The organism is Microbispora sp. NPDC046973 (assembly GCF_040644495.1).
Classification (GTDB): Bacteria; Actinomycetota; Actinomycetes; order Streptosporangiales; family Streptosporangiaceae; genus Microbispora.
Genome location: NZ_JBEYWQ010000005.1, coordinates 357,487 through 371,807, shown reverse-complemented (window position 1 = coordinate 371,807; position 14,321 = coordinate 357,487). Strand labels below are relative to the sequence as shown.

The following is a 14,321-nucleotide window of genomic DNA, read 5'->3' as shown; positions in this document are numbered from 1 at the left end:
ACGACGGCCCGCTGATCCGGGGCGACCGGGCGGCCGTACGGCGGAAGGAAACGACCCCGCCGTACGGCCGTCGTGTTCCCGGGTCCCCGCACCGGCCCCGGCGAGGGGGAAAAGCAGTTGCCCTCGGAGGGGGCGTCTCGTTGTGATGACTCGTCGTGGCCAAAAGTGCTGATCGCTCTCTGAAAGCCCTCGCCCGGCGGCTGAGGCTGGATCTCAGCCCGTTGCGCGAGTTCCGCGACTTCCGCCTCCTGCTCGGCTCGGAGCTGATCACGATGCTCGGCACGGTCATCACGACCGTGGCCGTGCCGTTCCAGATGAAGCAGCTCACCGAGTCCTACGTCGCGGTGGGCCTGGTGGGCATGGCCGAGTTCGTACCGATGGTGGTGTGCGGCCTGTGGGGCGGCGCGATCGCCGACGCGCGCGACCGGCGCACGATCGTGATACTCAGCGAGCTGGGGTTGTGCCTCTCCTCGGTGCTCCTGCTCGTCAACGCGCTGCTGCCCCGGCCGCAGGTGTGGGTGCTGTACGCCGCCGGGGGGCTGGCCGCCGGGCTCGGCAGCGTACGCGGGCCAAGCGAGCAGGCGCTGATCAACCGGGTGCTGCCGCTGGACCGGATGCCCGCGGCGTTCGCCCTGCAGGGCCTGGTCCGCAACGCCGCCATGATCGCCGGGCCGGCCGCGGGCGGTCTCATCGTGGCCACGCTCGGCCCGGCCGCCTCCTACGGCGTCGACGTCGCCACGTTCCTGCTGTCCCTCGCGCTGCTGGTCAGGGTCGGCGCGGTCCCCCGCGCCGAGGAGCCCACCCCCGCGTCGCTGCGTTCGTTGCTGGAGGGCGTGCGGTACGCGCTGCGACGGCCGGACCTCATGGGCACCTATCTCGTGGACATCGCCGCCATGGCCTTCGCCAGTTCCACCGCGCTGTTCCCCTTCCTGGCCGAGGACCTCGGAGCGCCCAAGGCCGTCGGAGTGCTGTACGCGGCCGGCGGCGTGGGCGCGGTGATCGCCTCACTGACCTCCGGCTGGACGGCCCACGTCCATCGGCACGGGCTCGCCGTCATCGTCTCGGCCACCCTCTGGGGCGTCGCCGTGGCGCTCGCCGCCCTGATGCCGGACATCTGGCTGGTCTTCCTGTTCCTCGCCGTCGCCGGCGGCGCCGACATGGTGAGCGGCCTGTTCCGCGGCACTATCTGGAACCAGACGATTCCGGACTCCTATCGCGGCCGGCTGGCCGGCATCGAGCTGCTGTCCTACTCGACCGGGCCGATGCTGGGCGACGCGCGGGCCGGGTTCATGGCCCGGATGGGCGGCCCCCGCTTCTCCCTGGGGGTGGGCGGCCTGCTCTGCGTGGCCGCGGTCGCGGTGATGGCGGCCGCGTTGCCGAGGTTCCGCGGGTACGACGCGCGGACCGACGAGCACGTGCTGGCCCTCCGCCCGCCGGAGTCCGCGACAACGTGAAATGTTCATCGGCGTTTCGGCAGCGCAAGGCGCACTTGATCGGTTCACGCTTCTGAAATATTTCTATTCGGCCTTTGACATGTTTCAACGGTGCTTCCCAGAATGATGCCCCGGCGAACACCCGGGGCCGGGTGGCGCTCCCCTACCGCGACAGGCACCGCCCGGCCCTCCCGATCGGAGGAGCAGACATGGCCGACAGCGCCGTGCCCACCGCAAGACGTCCCCGCTTACGCACAACGCTCGTCACCGCGATCACGAGCGTCCTGACCGCGGCGCTCGCCGCCGTGGCCCTGTCGGCCGCGCCCGCGAGCGCGGCCGACTGCAGCGCCGGATACGTCGGCCTCACCTACGACGACGGGCCCAACCCCAGCAACACCACCACCCTGCTCAACACGTTGAAGGCCAACGGCCTGCGCGCCACCATGTTCAACATCGGGCAGAACGCTCAGAACAACCCGTCCTTGGTGAAAGCCCAGGTGGACGCGGGAATGTGGGTCGGCAACCACAGCTACACCCACCCTCACCTGACCCAGATGAGCAGCTCGCAGATCCAGTCGGAGCTGCAGCGGACCCAGCAGGCCATCCAGCAGGCCACCGGCTCCGCGCCGAAACTCTTCCGCCCGCCGTACGGCGAGACCAACTCCACGCTCAAGTCGATCGAGCAGCAGCTCTCCCTCAGGGAGATCATCTGGGACGTCGACTCGCAGGACTGGAACGGCGCCAGCACGGCTCAGATCGTGCAGGCCGCGAGCCGCCTGCAGAACGGCCAGATCATCCTGATGCACGACCAGTACGCGACCACGGTCCAGGCAATTCCCCAGATCGCGGCGAACCTCCGCAGCCGCAACCTGTGCGCCGGCATGATCTCGCCGTCCACCGGCCGCGCCGTGGCCCCCGACGGCGGCAGCGGCGGCCCGACCGGCCAGCCGACCGTCACGCCCACGAACCCCGGTGGCGGCGGCTGCACCGCGACGCTGTCCGCGGGTCAGCAGTGGAGCGACCGTTACAACCTCAACGTCTCGGTGAGCGGCTCCAGCAACTGGACCGTGACGATGACCGTTCCCTCCCCCGCCAAGATCATCGCCACCTGGAACGTCAGCGCCAGCTATCCCAGTGCCCAGGTGCTGACCGCGAAGCCCAACGGCAGCGGGAACAACTGGGGCGTGACCATCCAGCACAACGGCAACTGGACCTGGCCGTCCGTCTCCTGCCAGGCCGGCTGACCACCGCACCGAGGTGCGGCGCTCTTCCAGGGGAGCGCCGCGCCTCCTGTCGTCTGCTCGTCGCCCTGCGAGCGCAGGAGTGTTCCGGCACCGGACCAGCGGGCAAACACATCGCGAGACGCTCATGCGTTGCTACGGTGAGCGCATGACGGCAGAGGCATGGAGCGGGCGCCATTGAGTGACACGCACGGTCTCCCGAGCTGGGTCTTCCCTCCGGCGGAAGGCTTCACGGCGACGAGGCCAGTGACGTGCTGTTGGCCGTCGAGGTCGTCTCGCCGGACTCGGAGGAGCGGGATCGCAAGCGCAAGCCGCAGCTCTACGCGGAGGCGGGGATCGCCCACTTCTGGCGTGTCGAAAGCCAGGCCGGACGGCCCACGGTCTACGAACTCGACCCGGCGACCACGTCGTACGCGCTGACCGGGATCTACCACGACCGGCTCAAGCTGTCGGTGCCCTTCGAGATCGACATCGACCTCACCGAGATCGACGCCCTCTGACCTTCGCCTTCACGAATCCGGCGGCAAAGCGGCCGCGGGGCTGCCGCCGCTGCCGGACATTCACCCATTGATCCTCTGGTTACCCGCGCGTATCGTCCAGAGTTGAGCACCGCTCACATTCACGCGCGTGAACAGCACCACCATCGGTCCCTTCACCCCCCGAGACCGCGAAGGGAAGTTCCCCCATGCACGCGCGCCTTCGACGGGCGATCACCGCTGCCGCCGCGCTGACCCTCGTCGCCGTCGGCCTGCCGGCGGCACCGGCCACCGCGGCCCCCTACTACCCTCCCGACGACTACTGCCTCGGCCAGTGCGCGGACGTCCTGCCGCCCGGCCAGAACGGCAACGCCACACTCGTGGACATCCTGGGCAACCAGACCCTCGGCACGTATCCGGCCCACAGCAAGGACCAGCTCGGCAAGTACGCCGACCTCGTCTCGGGCTACACCGGCCTGACCGACGAGCAGATCTCCGCGTTCTTCAACGACAGCGCGTTCGGCGTGCCGGCGAACCAGGTCGAGAGCACGGTGAGCCCGCGCTCCGACGTCACCATCGTCCGCGACAAGGCGACCGGCGTCCCGCACGTCACCGGCACCACCCGCGAGGGCACCATGTTCGGCGCCGGATACGCCGGCGCCCAGGACCGCCTGTGGCTGATGGACCTCATGCGCCACGTCGGCCGGGGCGAGCTGACGCCGTTCGCCGGCGGCGCCGCCGGCAACAGGGAGCTGGAGCAGAGCGTCTGGCGCAACTCCCCCTACACCGAGGCCGACCTCCAGGCCCAGATCGACCGGTTGAAGACGGCCGGGACCCGGGGCGCCCAGCTCTACTCGGACGTGCAGAACTACGTCGACGGGATCAACGCGTACATCGACCACTGCATGGCCAGCCGTGACTGCCCCGGTGAGTACGTGCTCACCGGCCACCTCGACGCGATCACGAACAAGGGCGGCCCGGAGGACTTCCGGATGACCGACCTGATCGCGATCTCCGGCGTGATCGGCGGCCTGTTCGGCGGTGGCGGCGGCGCGGAGATGCAGTCCGCGCTCGTACGCGTGGCCGCGCGGGCGAAGTACGGCGCCGCCGAGGGCGACCGGGTGTGGGCGGCCCTGCGCTCGCAGAACGACCCGGAGACCGTGCTGACCCTGCACAGCGGGCAGAGCTTCCCGTTCGGGGCGGCCCCGGCCGGCGCGACCGGAGTGGTGCTGCCCGACGCGGGCACGACCGCGCCGGTCGACATCACGGCCAACGAGACCGGCACCGCGACGTCCGCGACCACCCAGGTGAAGAGCGCGCTCACCGGCCTCACCGTGGACAACTCCAAGCCGGAGATGTCCAACGCCATCGTGGTCTCGGCCGCCAAGGCGACCGGCGGCCACCCGATCGCCGTGTTCGGCCCGCAGACCGGCTACTTCGCGCCGCAGCTGCTCATGCTGGAGGAGCTGTCCGGGCCCGGCATCCGGGCGCGCGGCGCCGCCTTCGCCGGGCTCAACCTCTACGTGCTGCTCGGACGCGGCACCGACTATGCCTGGAGCGCCACCTCCGCCGCCGAGGACATCACCGACACCTACGCCGTGACGCTGTGCGACCCGAACGGCGGCACGCCCACCGTCTCCGGCGACCACTACCTCTACCACGGCGTCTGCACGCCGATGGAGACGCTGAAGAAGACCAACTCCTGGAAGCCCAACACGGCCGACTCCACCGCCGCGGGGTCGTACGACCTGGTCATCAGGCGCACCAAGTATGGCCTGGTCACCTGGCGGGGCACGGTCGGCGGCGTGCCGACGGCGTTCACCACGCTGCGCTCGACCTACCAGCACGAGGCGGACTCCGCGATCGGCTTCCAGATGTTCAACGACCCGGCGGAGATGGGCTCGGCGGCGGCCTTCCGCAACTCGGCCTCCACCATCGGCTTCGCGTTCAACTGGTTCTACGTGAACTCCTCCGACGCGGCGTACTTCATGTCCGGCAACATCCCCGTGCGGTCGGCGGTGGCCGATCCGAACCTGCCCATGACGGGCGACGCCGCGCACGAGTGGAGCGGCTTCGACCCGGCGGCCAACACGGCGTCCTACGTCCCGCCCTCGGCCCACCCGCAGGCGGCCGACCAGGACTACTTCGTGAGCTGGAACAACAAGCAGGCCAAGGACTTCGGCGCGGCCGACGGCAACTTCAGCTTCGGCGCGGTCCACCGGGCCGACCTGCTCGACGCGCCGGTCAAGGCGGCCCTGTCCTCGGGCACCCTCGACCGCGCGGGGGTCGTGAAGATCATGGCGTCGGCTGCGACGACCGACCTGCGCGGGTGGAAGGTGCTGCCCACGCTGCTGCGCGTGATCGACAGCGCGTCCGTCTCCGACCCCGCCCTGGCCTCGGCCGTCTCCAAGCTGTCGGCCTGGGCCGCGGCGGGCGCCAAGCGGGAGGAGACCGCCAAGGGCAGCAAGACCTACGCGCACGCCGACGCCATCCGGATCTTCGACGCGTGGTGGCCGAAACTGGTGCGGGCGCAGTTCCGGCCAGGGCTGGGCGACGGGCTCTACCAGGCGCTGGTCAACGCGCTGCAGATCAACGAGTCGCCGTCCGGGCACCAGCAGGGCGACGTCTCCTCGCTGCCCGGCTCGGCCAACGAGGCGCAGCCCCACAAGGGTTCGTCGTTCCAGTACGGCTGGTGGGGCTACGTGGACAAGGACATCCGGGCCGTGCTGGGCGACCCGGTGACCGCTCCCCTGCCGGCGAAGTACTGCGGGGCCACCGTAGCGGCCTGCCGTACGGTCCTGCTGGACAGCCTGTCGGCGGCGCTGGCCGAGCCGGCGGCGACAACCTACCCGGGTGACGACTCCTGCTCGGCGGGCGACCAGTGGTGCGCCGACGCCGTCCGGCAGTCGCCGCTGGGCGGCGTGAAGCACTCGCTGATCTCCTGGCAGAACCGGCCGACCTACCAGCAGGTCGTCTCGTTCCCGGCCCACCGCGGCGACGACGTGACCGATCTCGCCCTGGGCCGTACGGCGAGCGCGTCCAGCACCCAGGGCTCCAACAGCGCGGCGAAGGCCGTCGACGGGGACCCGGCCAGCCGGTGGGCCAGCGGGTGGAGCGACAACCAGTACCTCCAGGTCGATCTCGGCTCGGCGAAGACCGTGGGACGGGTCATCCTGCGCTGGGAGACGGCCTACGGCTCGTCGTACCGCATCCAGGTCTCGCAGGACGGTGCCACGTGGACCACCGTCGCGCAGACGACCACGGGCGACGGCGGCGTGGACAACGTCACGTTCGCGCCGGCCGGCGCGCGCTACGTGCGGATGCAGGGCGTCAAACGCGCCACCGGCTACGGCTACTCGCTGTACTCACTGGAGGTGTACGGCAGGTAGGACGACGATCAGCCCGGCTCGCGCCAGCCCTCGCCCTCCTCGGCGAGGGCGTCGAGCCGGGCGAGGTCGGCCGGGCCGAGGGCGCCGTCCGGGTCGTCCACGACGACCACCCACTGGGCGTCCTCGGCGTCGTCCTCGCCCGCGAGCAGCTCACGGACGACGCCGGGAACGCCGAGTGCCGGGAACAGCTCGGCCACGGTCTCCGCGGACTCCTCCGCGCTGTCCCGCTCGGGGAACACCAGCAGGTGACGCACCGCTCCTCCGGGGAGAGACGACCGCGGGTGCCGGCACGTGTCGATCAACGCCGTGCCGGCACCCGCTCAAGCGATCATGCTCAGGCGCCGCGCAGCTGGGCTCCGGTGCGCTCGGCGGCGAGGGCGACGGCGGCGTCGCGCGCCGCCGTGGTCTCCTCGACCGTGAGCGTGCGGTCGGGCGCCCGGAACCGGAGCGTGTAGGCCAGGGACTTGTTGCCCTCGCCCACCTGCGGGCCGGTGTAGACGTCGAACAGCCTGATCGACTCCAGCAGCTCGCCCGCCCCCGCCCGGAGGGCTGCCTCGACCTCGGCGACCGGGGTGGAGACGGCGACGGTCAGCGCGACGTCCTGCGTCGCCACCGGGTAGGCGGACACGGCGGGCGTCTGCACCGGACCGGCGGGGCTCAGCAGCGACAGCTCCAGCTCCATCGCGCAGGTGCGCGGCGGCAGCCCGTAGGCCTCGACGACTCGGGGGTGCAGCTCTCCGGCGTGTCCGGCCAGCACCTCCTCACCGGTCTCGGCGTCGGTGACGGTCAGCGCGGCGCACCGCCCGGGATGCCACGGCTCGTGCCGGTCGGCCCGGACGCCGAGCTCCACGCCCGCCTCCCGGGCGACCGTGCGGGCCGCCTCGACGGCGTCCGCCCAGGACGCCTGCCGGCCCTCGCCCCACCAGCCGGAACGTTCGAACTCTCCCGCCAGCACCACGGCCACCCGGAGCGGCTGCCTCGGCAGCGCCGTCTCGATCGCCGCCAGCTCCTCCTCCGTGGGCCTGCGGTCGACCGGGAGGACCGGAGCCGTCGCCGGAGCCTGCGGCTCGGGCCGGTAGACCAGCCCGGACTCGAACAGCGCCACGTCGGCGAAGCCGCGCCCCACGTTGCGCACCAGGGTCTTCAACAGGCCCGGCAGCAGCGTGGTCCGCATGTACGGCTCGTCCTCGCTGAGCGGATTGACCAGCCGGGTCGCCCGCCTGCGGGGGTCCTGCTCGGGCAGCAGCAGGTTGTCGAGGTCGCGCGGCCCCATGAACGGGTAGGCGAGCACCTCCACGTATCCCGCGTGGGCCAGGGCACGGCCCACCCGGCGGCGCAGCCGCTGCGCCTCGGTCAGCCCGCCCCCGGCCGGCGCGGGCGGCAGGACCGACGGGATGCGGTCGTACCCCTCGAGCCGGATGACCTCCTCCGCGAGGTCGTTGGGGTCGGTCAGGTCGGGGCGCCACGTCGGCGGCGTGACGGTGATCAGGTCGTCGCCGTGGACGGCCAGCCGGCCGGCGAGGTCGCCGGAGGCGAGCACGCCGGTGGCCGCGACGCCGTGCCCGGCCGCGGCCGCGGGGGCGGCACCCTCCGTCACCACGCAGCCGATCTGCTCCAGCCTGCGGATCACGGTCTCCCGCTCGTACGTCACCCCCGCCACGCGGCTGGGGTGGTCGGCCGGGATGGTGATCCGCGTCGGAGAGACCTCCACCTGGGTGTGGGTCACTCCGGGATCGGCGACGGCCCCGCCCAGCTCGACCAGGAGCTGGACGGCACGCCACGACGCGGCCAGGGGCAGCTCGCGGTCGACGCCGCGCTCGAACCGCTTGGACGCCTCGCTCACCAGGTTGTGCCGCCGCGACTCGCGGGCGATGCCGGTGGCCGAGAAGTGCGCCGCCTCGATGACGATGTCGGTCGAGGCCTCGGAGATCTCCGTGTGCAGGCCGCCCATCGTGCCGGCCATCGAGATCGGGCCCGAGTCGTCGGCGATGAGGATGTCCTCCTCGTGGAGCGTGCGCACCACGTGGTCGAGCGTCTCCAGCGTCTCCCCCGGCCGGGCCCGCCGTACGACGATCGGGCCGGACAGGCGTGACCGGTCGAAGGTGTGCAGGGGCTGGCCGAGCTCCAGCATCACGTAGTTGGCGATGTCGACGGCCAGCGAGACCGAGCGCATGCCGGCGCGGGCCAGCCGCACCCGCATCCACAGCGGGGACTCGGCGGCCGGGTCGAAGCCGGTGACCGAGCGCAGCACGAACCGGTCGCAGGCGGAGGGGTCGGCGATCGACGCGGGCCAGGACTCGCCGCCGCCGGACTCCGCCTCGGTCGCGGCCGGATCGCGGAACGGCACGCCGAACGCGATGGCCGCCTCACGGGCGACGCCACGGATCGACAGGGCGTATCCGCGGTCGGTGGCGACCTCGAGTTCGAGCACGTCGTCACGCAGGCCGAGCAGCTCGACCACGTCGGCGCCGATCGGGGTGTCCTGCGGCAGCACCAGGATGCCCGGGGAGGACTCGGCGATGCCGAGCTCGGCCTCCGAGCAGATCATGCCGTCGGACAGGCGCCCGTAGGTCTTGCGGGAGCCGATCTCGAAACCGCCGGGAAGCACCGCACCGGGAAGCGCGACCGGCACCACGGCGCCCTCGGAGAAGTTCGTCGCGCCGCACACGATCTCGCGCGGCGTCGCCTCCCCCACCTCGACCTTGCAGTGCCGGATGGGCTTCTTGAACCCGGTCAGCTCCTCGAACTCGAGGACCCGGCCGACCACGACGTTCTTGATCTCGTGGCCGTGCGAGTGGATGGCCTCCAGCTTGAGGCCGGCGGCGGTGAGCCGGTCGGCCACCTCCTGGGCGGTGACCGCGGGGAGATCGACGTACTCCCGCAGCCATGAAAGCGGGACCTTCATCAGACCTCCATCCCGAACGGCAGGGTGAACCGGATGTCGCCCTCGACCATGTCACGCATGTCCTCGGCGTTGTGGCGGAACATCAGCGTCCGCTCCACGCCCATGCCGAAGGCGAATCCCGAGTAGACGGCGGGGTCGACGCCGCAGGCGAGCAGCACGCGCGGGTTGACCATGCCGCAGCCGCCCCACTCGATCCAGCCCTCCGACTTGCAGGTGCGGCAGGGCGGGTTGCCCGGCACCGCCGAGGAGCCGCGGCAGACGAAGCAGCGCAGGTCGAGCTCGGCCGACGGCTCGGTGAACGGGAAGTAGTGCGGCCGGAAGCGGGTGGTGATCCCCGCGCCGAACATCACCTCGGCGAACCGGTCGAGCGTGCCCTTCAGGTGGGCCATCGTCAGCCCCTTGTCGACCGCCAGGCCCTCGACCTGGTGGAAGACCGGCGTGTGCGTGGCGTCCAGCTCGTCGGTGCGGAAGGTCTTGCCCGGCGACACCACGTACACGGGCAGCGGGCGCGACAGCAGGGCCCTGATCTGCACCGGCGAGGTCTGGGTGCGCAGCACCTTCCCGGAGTCGACGCTCTCCACGAAGAACGTGTCGTGGTCGGACCTGGCCGGGTGGTCGGGGGCGATGTTCAGCGCGTCGAAGTTGAACCACTCGCCTTCGAGCTCGGGCCCCTCCGCCACCTCGTAACCCATCGCCACGAACGCGTCGGCGATGCGCTCCTGCAGGGTGGTCAGCGGGTGCCTGGCGCCGCGCGGCGCGCGGTCCCAGGGCAGCGTGACGTCGACGGTCTCCTCGATGAGGACCCGCGCGTCCCGCTCGGCCTCCAGTTCGGCCTGGCGGGCGGCGAGCGCCTCGCCGATCGCCTTGCGCGCGGTGCCGATCCGCTTGCCCGCCTCGGCGCGCGCGGCGGGCGGCAGTGCGCCGATCTCACGGTTCGCCAGCGCGATGGGCGAGCGGTCGCCCGCGTGCGCGAGCCTGGCCTGCTTCAGATCGTCGAGGTCGCGCGCCGCGGCGATGGCGGCGAGAGCGTCGGCCTGCGCCCGCGCGACCTCGTCGGCGTGCAGCGGCGTCACCTCGACCGGGTCATAGGTGTTCGACAAGAGAGAGCTCCGTATCCAGGGGCTTGCGAGCGCCCTGCGCTCAGCGGCAACGAGTCTAGTCCGATCAGCCCACCGGGCCGTCCTCCGCGCGATCGGCCTGTGGAAAAGGCTCAGGCGAAGTCAGGGGTGCCGGTGGGCAAGGTAAATCGGAACTCCGCGCCGCCGCCGGGCGCGCGCTGCACGCTGATGGTGCCGCCGTGGGCCTCGACGAGGCCCTTGACGATGAACAGGCCGAGGCCGGTGCCTCCGCGGCGGCGGCCGTTGCCCCGCCAGAACTGGCGGAAGACGCGGCCGACCAGCTCGGGCGCCACGCCCTCACCCTGGTCCCGCACCGACACCGCGACTCCCCATTCGACCGGCTCCACCACTATGGTCACCGTACCGCGTCCGTGGCGCACCGCGTTTTCCACCAGGTTCGCGAGAATCTGGTCAATCTTGTCCTGATCGAGCCACATCTCGGGCAGTTCGCCGAGGACCTTCAGCCGGAAGCGGTCTTCAGGCTCCCCGGCCGCCACCCGGCCCGCGATGACTTTGCCGGCCCGGGCCGGCACGTCCACGATCTGACGGTGGATCTCCACCCTGCCCGACTCGATGCGCGAGACGTCGAGCAGTTCGGTGATCAGCCGCGTCACCCGGTCGGCGTCCGCGTTGACCGTCTCCAGCATGACGCGCTTCTGGGCGTCGGTGAAGCGCTCCCACTTGGCCAGCAGCGTCGCGGTGAACCCCTTGACGCTGGTCAGCGGCGAGCGCAGCTCGTGGGCCACGGTCGAGACCAGGTCGGCGCGGCTGCGCTCGATCCGGGCGCGCGCCGAGGCGTCGCGCAGCGTGATCACGACGCGCTCCACGCGTCCGCCGCGCGGCGGCGTGCGGACGAAGCGCGCGGCGACGAGCATCTCCTGGCGGCCGGGCAGGTGCAGCGGCCGTTCCGGCTGGCGGCTGCGGATGGACAGCCCGCCCTGCGGGTCGAGCCACTTCCACCAGTCGCGGCCGTCCTGGTCGCGCATCGGCAGCACGTCGCCGATGAACCTGCCCACCGCCGCCTCACGGGTCACCCCGGTCAGCCGCTCGGCCGCCCGGTTGACCATCAGGATCACGCCGTCGGCGTCGGTGGCGACGAGTCCGTCGGGAAGGTCGTCGACGTCGATGTGCGCCCGCCCTCCGGCGTCCCCCTCAAGGGCGCCGCCGGGGGTGTCGTCACCTCGCACGAGACCGCCTCCTCGAGCTCCGGAACTGCGCGCGCCGCCTGCGTCCTGCGCGACTCCTTCGCCGACAATAGCGGGTTTCCCGGGCTCGGCAGCAGCCTCAGAGCGCGGGGGTAGCGGGATCTTCCACGGAATGTAAGGTCTGCCGCTGAGCGCGCGCGGAGGCGTAGAGGCAGACCGCGGCCGCGGTGGCGAGATTGAGGCTCTCCGCCCGTCCGTAGATCGGGACGCGCACCACCTCGTCGGCCAGCGCGAGGAGCTCGGGCGGCAGTCCCCACGCCTCGTTGCCGAACAGCCAGGCGGTGGGCGCGTCCAGGGCGACCTCGTCGAGCGTCCGGGTGCCCGCGCCGTCGGCTGCGAGCACGCGCAGCCCCGCCTGCCGCGCGTGCAGTACGGCGTCCGCCACGGGAGTGCCGGTCGCGACCGGCAGGTGGAACAGGCTGCCCGCACTGGCCCGCACGCACTTGCCGTTGTACGGGTCCACCGAGGCATCGGTGAACACGACCGAGTCGGCGCCGGCGGCGTCGGCCGTGCGCAGGACAGTGCCCGCGTTGCCGGGGTCGCGCACGTGGGCGAGGATCGCCACCAGGCGGGCCCCCCGCGGCACCGCCTCGGCCAGCGGGACGTGCACGAACCGGCACACGGCCAGCAGGCCCTGCGGGGTGACCGTCTGGGTCAGCTCCGACATGACCTCGCCGCTCGCGCGGTGGACCGGGACGCCCGCCGCGACGGCGGCGGCCACGATGTCGGCGTGCCGCGTCTCCGCCTCGACCGTCGTGAACAGTTCGGCCGTGACGTCCTTGAGCGCGAGGGCCTCGCGGACCGCCTGCGGCCCTTCCGCCAGGAACGCCCGGTCGCGGTCCCGGAAGGCGCGCTTGGTCAGCCTGCGGGCCGCCTTGACGCGCGGCGACTTGATGTTGGTGAGCTCCGCCATGCCCGCTTGTCCCCCCTCGACGTGGATGAGGGCCCGCCGCAGGCGACGGGCCCTCGTCTTTGCGCAGGTCTCAGGCGACCGGCGCGTTCACGTCGGACGGGAGCGCCTTCCTGGCGGACTCGACCAGCGTGGCGAAGGTCTGCGCGTCGTTCACCGCGAGGTCCGCGAGGATCTTGCGGTCCACCTCGATGCCGGCCAGGCGCAGGCCCTGGATGAACCGGTTGTAGGTGATGCCGTTCGCGCGGGCGGCGGCGTTGATCCGCTGGATCCACAGCCGGCGGAACGTGCCCTTCTTGTCCTTGCGGTCCCGGTACGCATAGGTCATCGAGTGGAGCATCTGCTCCTTGGCCTTGCGGTAGAGCCGCGACCGCTGCCCGCGGTAACCGCTTGCCCGCTCGAGGACGACCCGGCGCTTCTTCTTGGCGTTGAGCGCCCGCTTCACGCGTGCCATGTTGTTCTATCTCCCCGGGTCGTTACTTCGCGAGCAGCTTCTTGATCTTCTTGGTGTCGGCGTCGGACATGACGACGACACCCTCGAGACGGCGCGTGCGAGTGGACGGCTTGTGCTCGAACAGGTGCTGCCGGTTGGCGCGGCGGCGGACAACCTTGCCGGATCCGGTGAGCCGGAACCGCTTCTTCGCACCGCTGTGCGTCTTCATCTTCGGCATCTCAGCCGTCTCTCCTCTTTCGTCCGTGCCGACGGCCCGGGCCGGTAACCCGGGCCGACGGCCTGCCTTACTCCGCGAGACCGTCCCGGTCTCGGTTTCCGTGTACGTCTGCGGCGCCCCGCCTGGTGGTTCAGGCGGGCGTCACTGCGGCTGCGCGGCCTGCTCCTCGGCGGGCTCCGCCGCCTGCTGCTCGGCGCCGCGGGCCTTGGCGGCGGCCTTCTCGGCCTTCGCCTCGGCCTTCTTCTTGTGCGGCCCGATCACCATGATCATGTTGCGACCGTCCTGCTTCGGCTGCGACTCGACGAACCCCAGGTCGGTCACATCCTCGGCGAGGCGCTGCAGGAGCCGGAAACCCAGCTCCGGCCGGGACTGCTCGCGGCCCCGGAACATGATCGTGACCTTGACCTTGTCTCCCGCCTTCAGGAAGCGCACGACGTGACCCTTCTTGGTCTCGTAGTCGTGCGGGTCGATCTTCGGCCGGAGCTTGATCTCCTTGATGATCGTGTGCGCCTGGTTACGGCGGGCCTCGCGCGCCTTCATGGCCGACTCGTACTTGAACTTGCCGTAGTCCATGAGCTTGCAGACGGGCGGGCGGGCCGTGGCCGCGACCTCCACCAGGTCGAGATCGCTCTCCTGCGCCAGCTTCAGTGCGTCGCCGATGGAGACGATGCCGACCTGTTCGCCGTTCGGGCCGACGAGGCGCACCTCGGGCACGCGAATACGGTCGTTGATGCGGGGCTCGGTGCTGATGGGACCTCCAAAAGACTTCCGCTTGTCTCGACCGTGCGGGGCAAAAACAAAACCCCGCACGTCACGCATGCGGGGTCACTGAGCTCTCCTGCCGAAAACTCCGGTGTGATCCTGAACCCGTCCGCCTTTCGGCGGAACAGGTGGGAGGAGGACCTCCGCTTGCGCGTCCAGCTCATGCCGGACCGATCGAGTTCCTACGCTACCACAAACCCGAAGGTCCCCC

Annotated in this window: 11 protein-coding genes and 1 pseudogene; 4 read left to right on the top strand and 8 right to left on the bottom strand. The window is 71.3% G+C overall.

The window, feature by feature from the left end:
• Nucleotides 1-221 precede the first annotated feature (221 nt).
• From ABZ860_RS13940 to ABZ860_RS13925, 4 genes and pseudogenes are all read left to right on the top strand, one after another.
• Entirely contained in the window at nt 222-1,454 is a 1,233-nt protein-coding gene (locus ABZ860_RS13940; protein ID WP_357219631.1) for an MFS transporter, read from the top strand.
• A 188-nt stretch (nt 1,455-1,642) separates the two neighbouring features.
• On the top strand, nt 1,643-2,677 hold the full coding sequence (locus tag ABZ860_RS13935) for a polysaccharide deacetylase family protein (protein ID WP_357219629.1): 1,035 nt from the start codon (nt 1,643-1,645) through the stop codon (nt 2,675-2,677).
• Between the two features lie 248 nt (nt 2,678-2,925).
• Nucleotides 2,926-3,174: pseudogene (locus ABZ860_RS13930) on the top strand (Uma2 family endonuclease); the annotation flags it as partial.
• Nucleotides 3,175-3,359: 185 nt separating this feature from the next.
• Complete coding sequence (locus ABZ860_RS13925; RefSeq protein ID WP_357219627.1) at nt 3,360-6,539, top strand: penicillin acylase family protein; 3,180 nt, start codon at nt 3,360-3,362, stop codon at nt 6,537-6,539.
• Nucleotides 6,540-6,547: 8 nt separating this feature from the next.
• On the opposite strand, the gene ABZ860_RS13920 is transcribed toward ABZ860_RS13925, so the two are convergent.
• The 8 genes from ABZ860_RS13920 to infC all read right to left on the bottom strand — a co-directional run bounded on the left by ABZ860_RS13920 (nt 6,548) and on the right by infC (nt 14,167).
• Complete coding sequence (locus ABZ860_RS13920; RefSeq protein ID WP_142648956.1) at nt 6,548-6,793, bottom strand: hypothetical protein; 246 nt, start codon at nt 6,791-6,793, stop codon at nt 6,548-6,550.
• An 80-nt stretch (nt 6,794-6,873) separates the two neighbouring features.
• Nucleotides 6,874-9,444: a phenylalanine--tRNA ligase subunit beta gene (locus tag ABZ860_RS13915; RefSeq protein WP_357219624.1), complete on the bottom strand. Its 2,571-nt coding sequence runs from the start codon at nt 9,442-9,444 to the stop codon at nt 6,874-6,876.
• Nucleotides 9,444-10,544 (bottom strand): phenylalanine--tRNA ligase subunit alpha, encoded by a 1,101-nt coding sequence (pheS, locus tag ABZ860_RS13910; protein ID WP_357219622.1) that lies wholly within the window; start codon nt 10,542-10,544, stop codon nt 9,444-9,446. The genes ABZ860_RS13915 and pheS overlap by 1 nt, the downstream gene beginning before the upstream one ends.
• Nucleotides 10,545-10,654: 110 nt before the next feature.
• Entirely contained in the window at nt 10,655-11,689 is a 1,035-nt protein-coding gene (locus tag ABZ860_RS13905) for an ATP-binding protein (protein WP_357219686.1), read from the bottom strand.
• 157 nt (nt 11,690-11,846) lie between these two features.
• Nucleotides 11,847-12,680: an RNA methyltransferase gene (locus ABZ860_RS13900; protein ID WP_357219620.1), complete on the bottom strand. Its 834-nt coding sequence runs from the start codon at nt 12,678-12,680 to the stop codon at nt 11,847-11,849.
• Between the two features lie 70 nt (nt 12,681-12,750).
• The gene (gene rplT, locus ABZ860_RS13895; protein ID WP_030504935.1) at nt 12,751-13,131 is read right to left on the bottom strand and encodes a 50S ribosomal protein L20; all 381 of its coding nucleotides are present in this window, start codon (nt 13,129-13,131) and stop codon (nt 12,751-12,753) included.
• A 22-nt stretch (nt 13,132-13,153) separates the two neighbouring features.
• Nucleotides 13,154-13,348 (bottom strand): 50S ribosomal protein L35, encoded by a 195-nt coding sequence (gene rpmI, locus ABZ860_RS13890; RefSeq protein ID WP_030504936.1) that lies wholly within the window; start codon nt 13,346-13,348, stop codon nt 13,154-13,156.
• A gap of 141 nt (nt 13,349-13,489) precedes the next feature.
• Complete coding sequence (gene infC, locus ABZ860_RS13885) at nt 13,490-14,167, bottom strand: translation initiation factor IF-3 (protein WP_357219617.1); 678 nt, start codon at nt 14,165-14,167, stop codon at nt 13,490-13,492.
• Nucleotides 14,168-14,321 lie beyond the last annotated feature (154 nt).

Bases quoted from the DNA above. Each gene is read 5' to 3' on its own strand.
- ABZ860_RS13935 (WP_357219629.1), top strand. From the start codon at position 1,643: ATGGCCGACAGCGCCGTGCCCACCGCAAGACGTCCCCGCTTACGCACA.
- ABZ860_RS13925 (WP_357219627.1), top strand. From the start codon at position 3,360: ATGCACGCGCGCCTTCGACGGGCGATCACCGCTGCCGCCGCGCTGACC.
- ABZ860_RS13915 (WP_357219624.1), bottom strand. From the start codon at position 9,444: ATGAAGGTCCCGCTTTCATGGCTGCGGGAGTACGTCGATCTCCCCGCG.
- ABZ860_RS13900 (WP_357219620.1), bottom strand. From the start codon at position 12,680: ATGGCGGAGCTCACCAACATCAAGTCGCCGCGCGTCAAGGCGGCCCGC.
- rplT (WP_030504935.1), bottom strand. From the start codon at position 13,131: ATGGCACGCGTGAAGCGGGCGCTCAACGCCAAGAAGAAGCGCCGGGTC.
- rpmI (WP_030504936.1), bottom strand. From the start codon at position 13,348: ATGCCGAAGATGAAGACGCACAGCGGTGCGAAGAAGCGGTTCCGGCTC.
- infC (WP_357219617.1), bottom strand. From the start codon at position 14,167: ATGCGTGACGTGCGGGGTTTTGTTTTTGCCCCGCACGGTCGAGACAAG.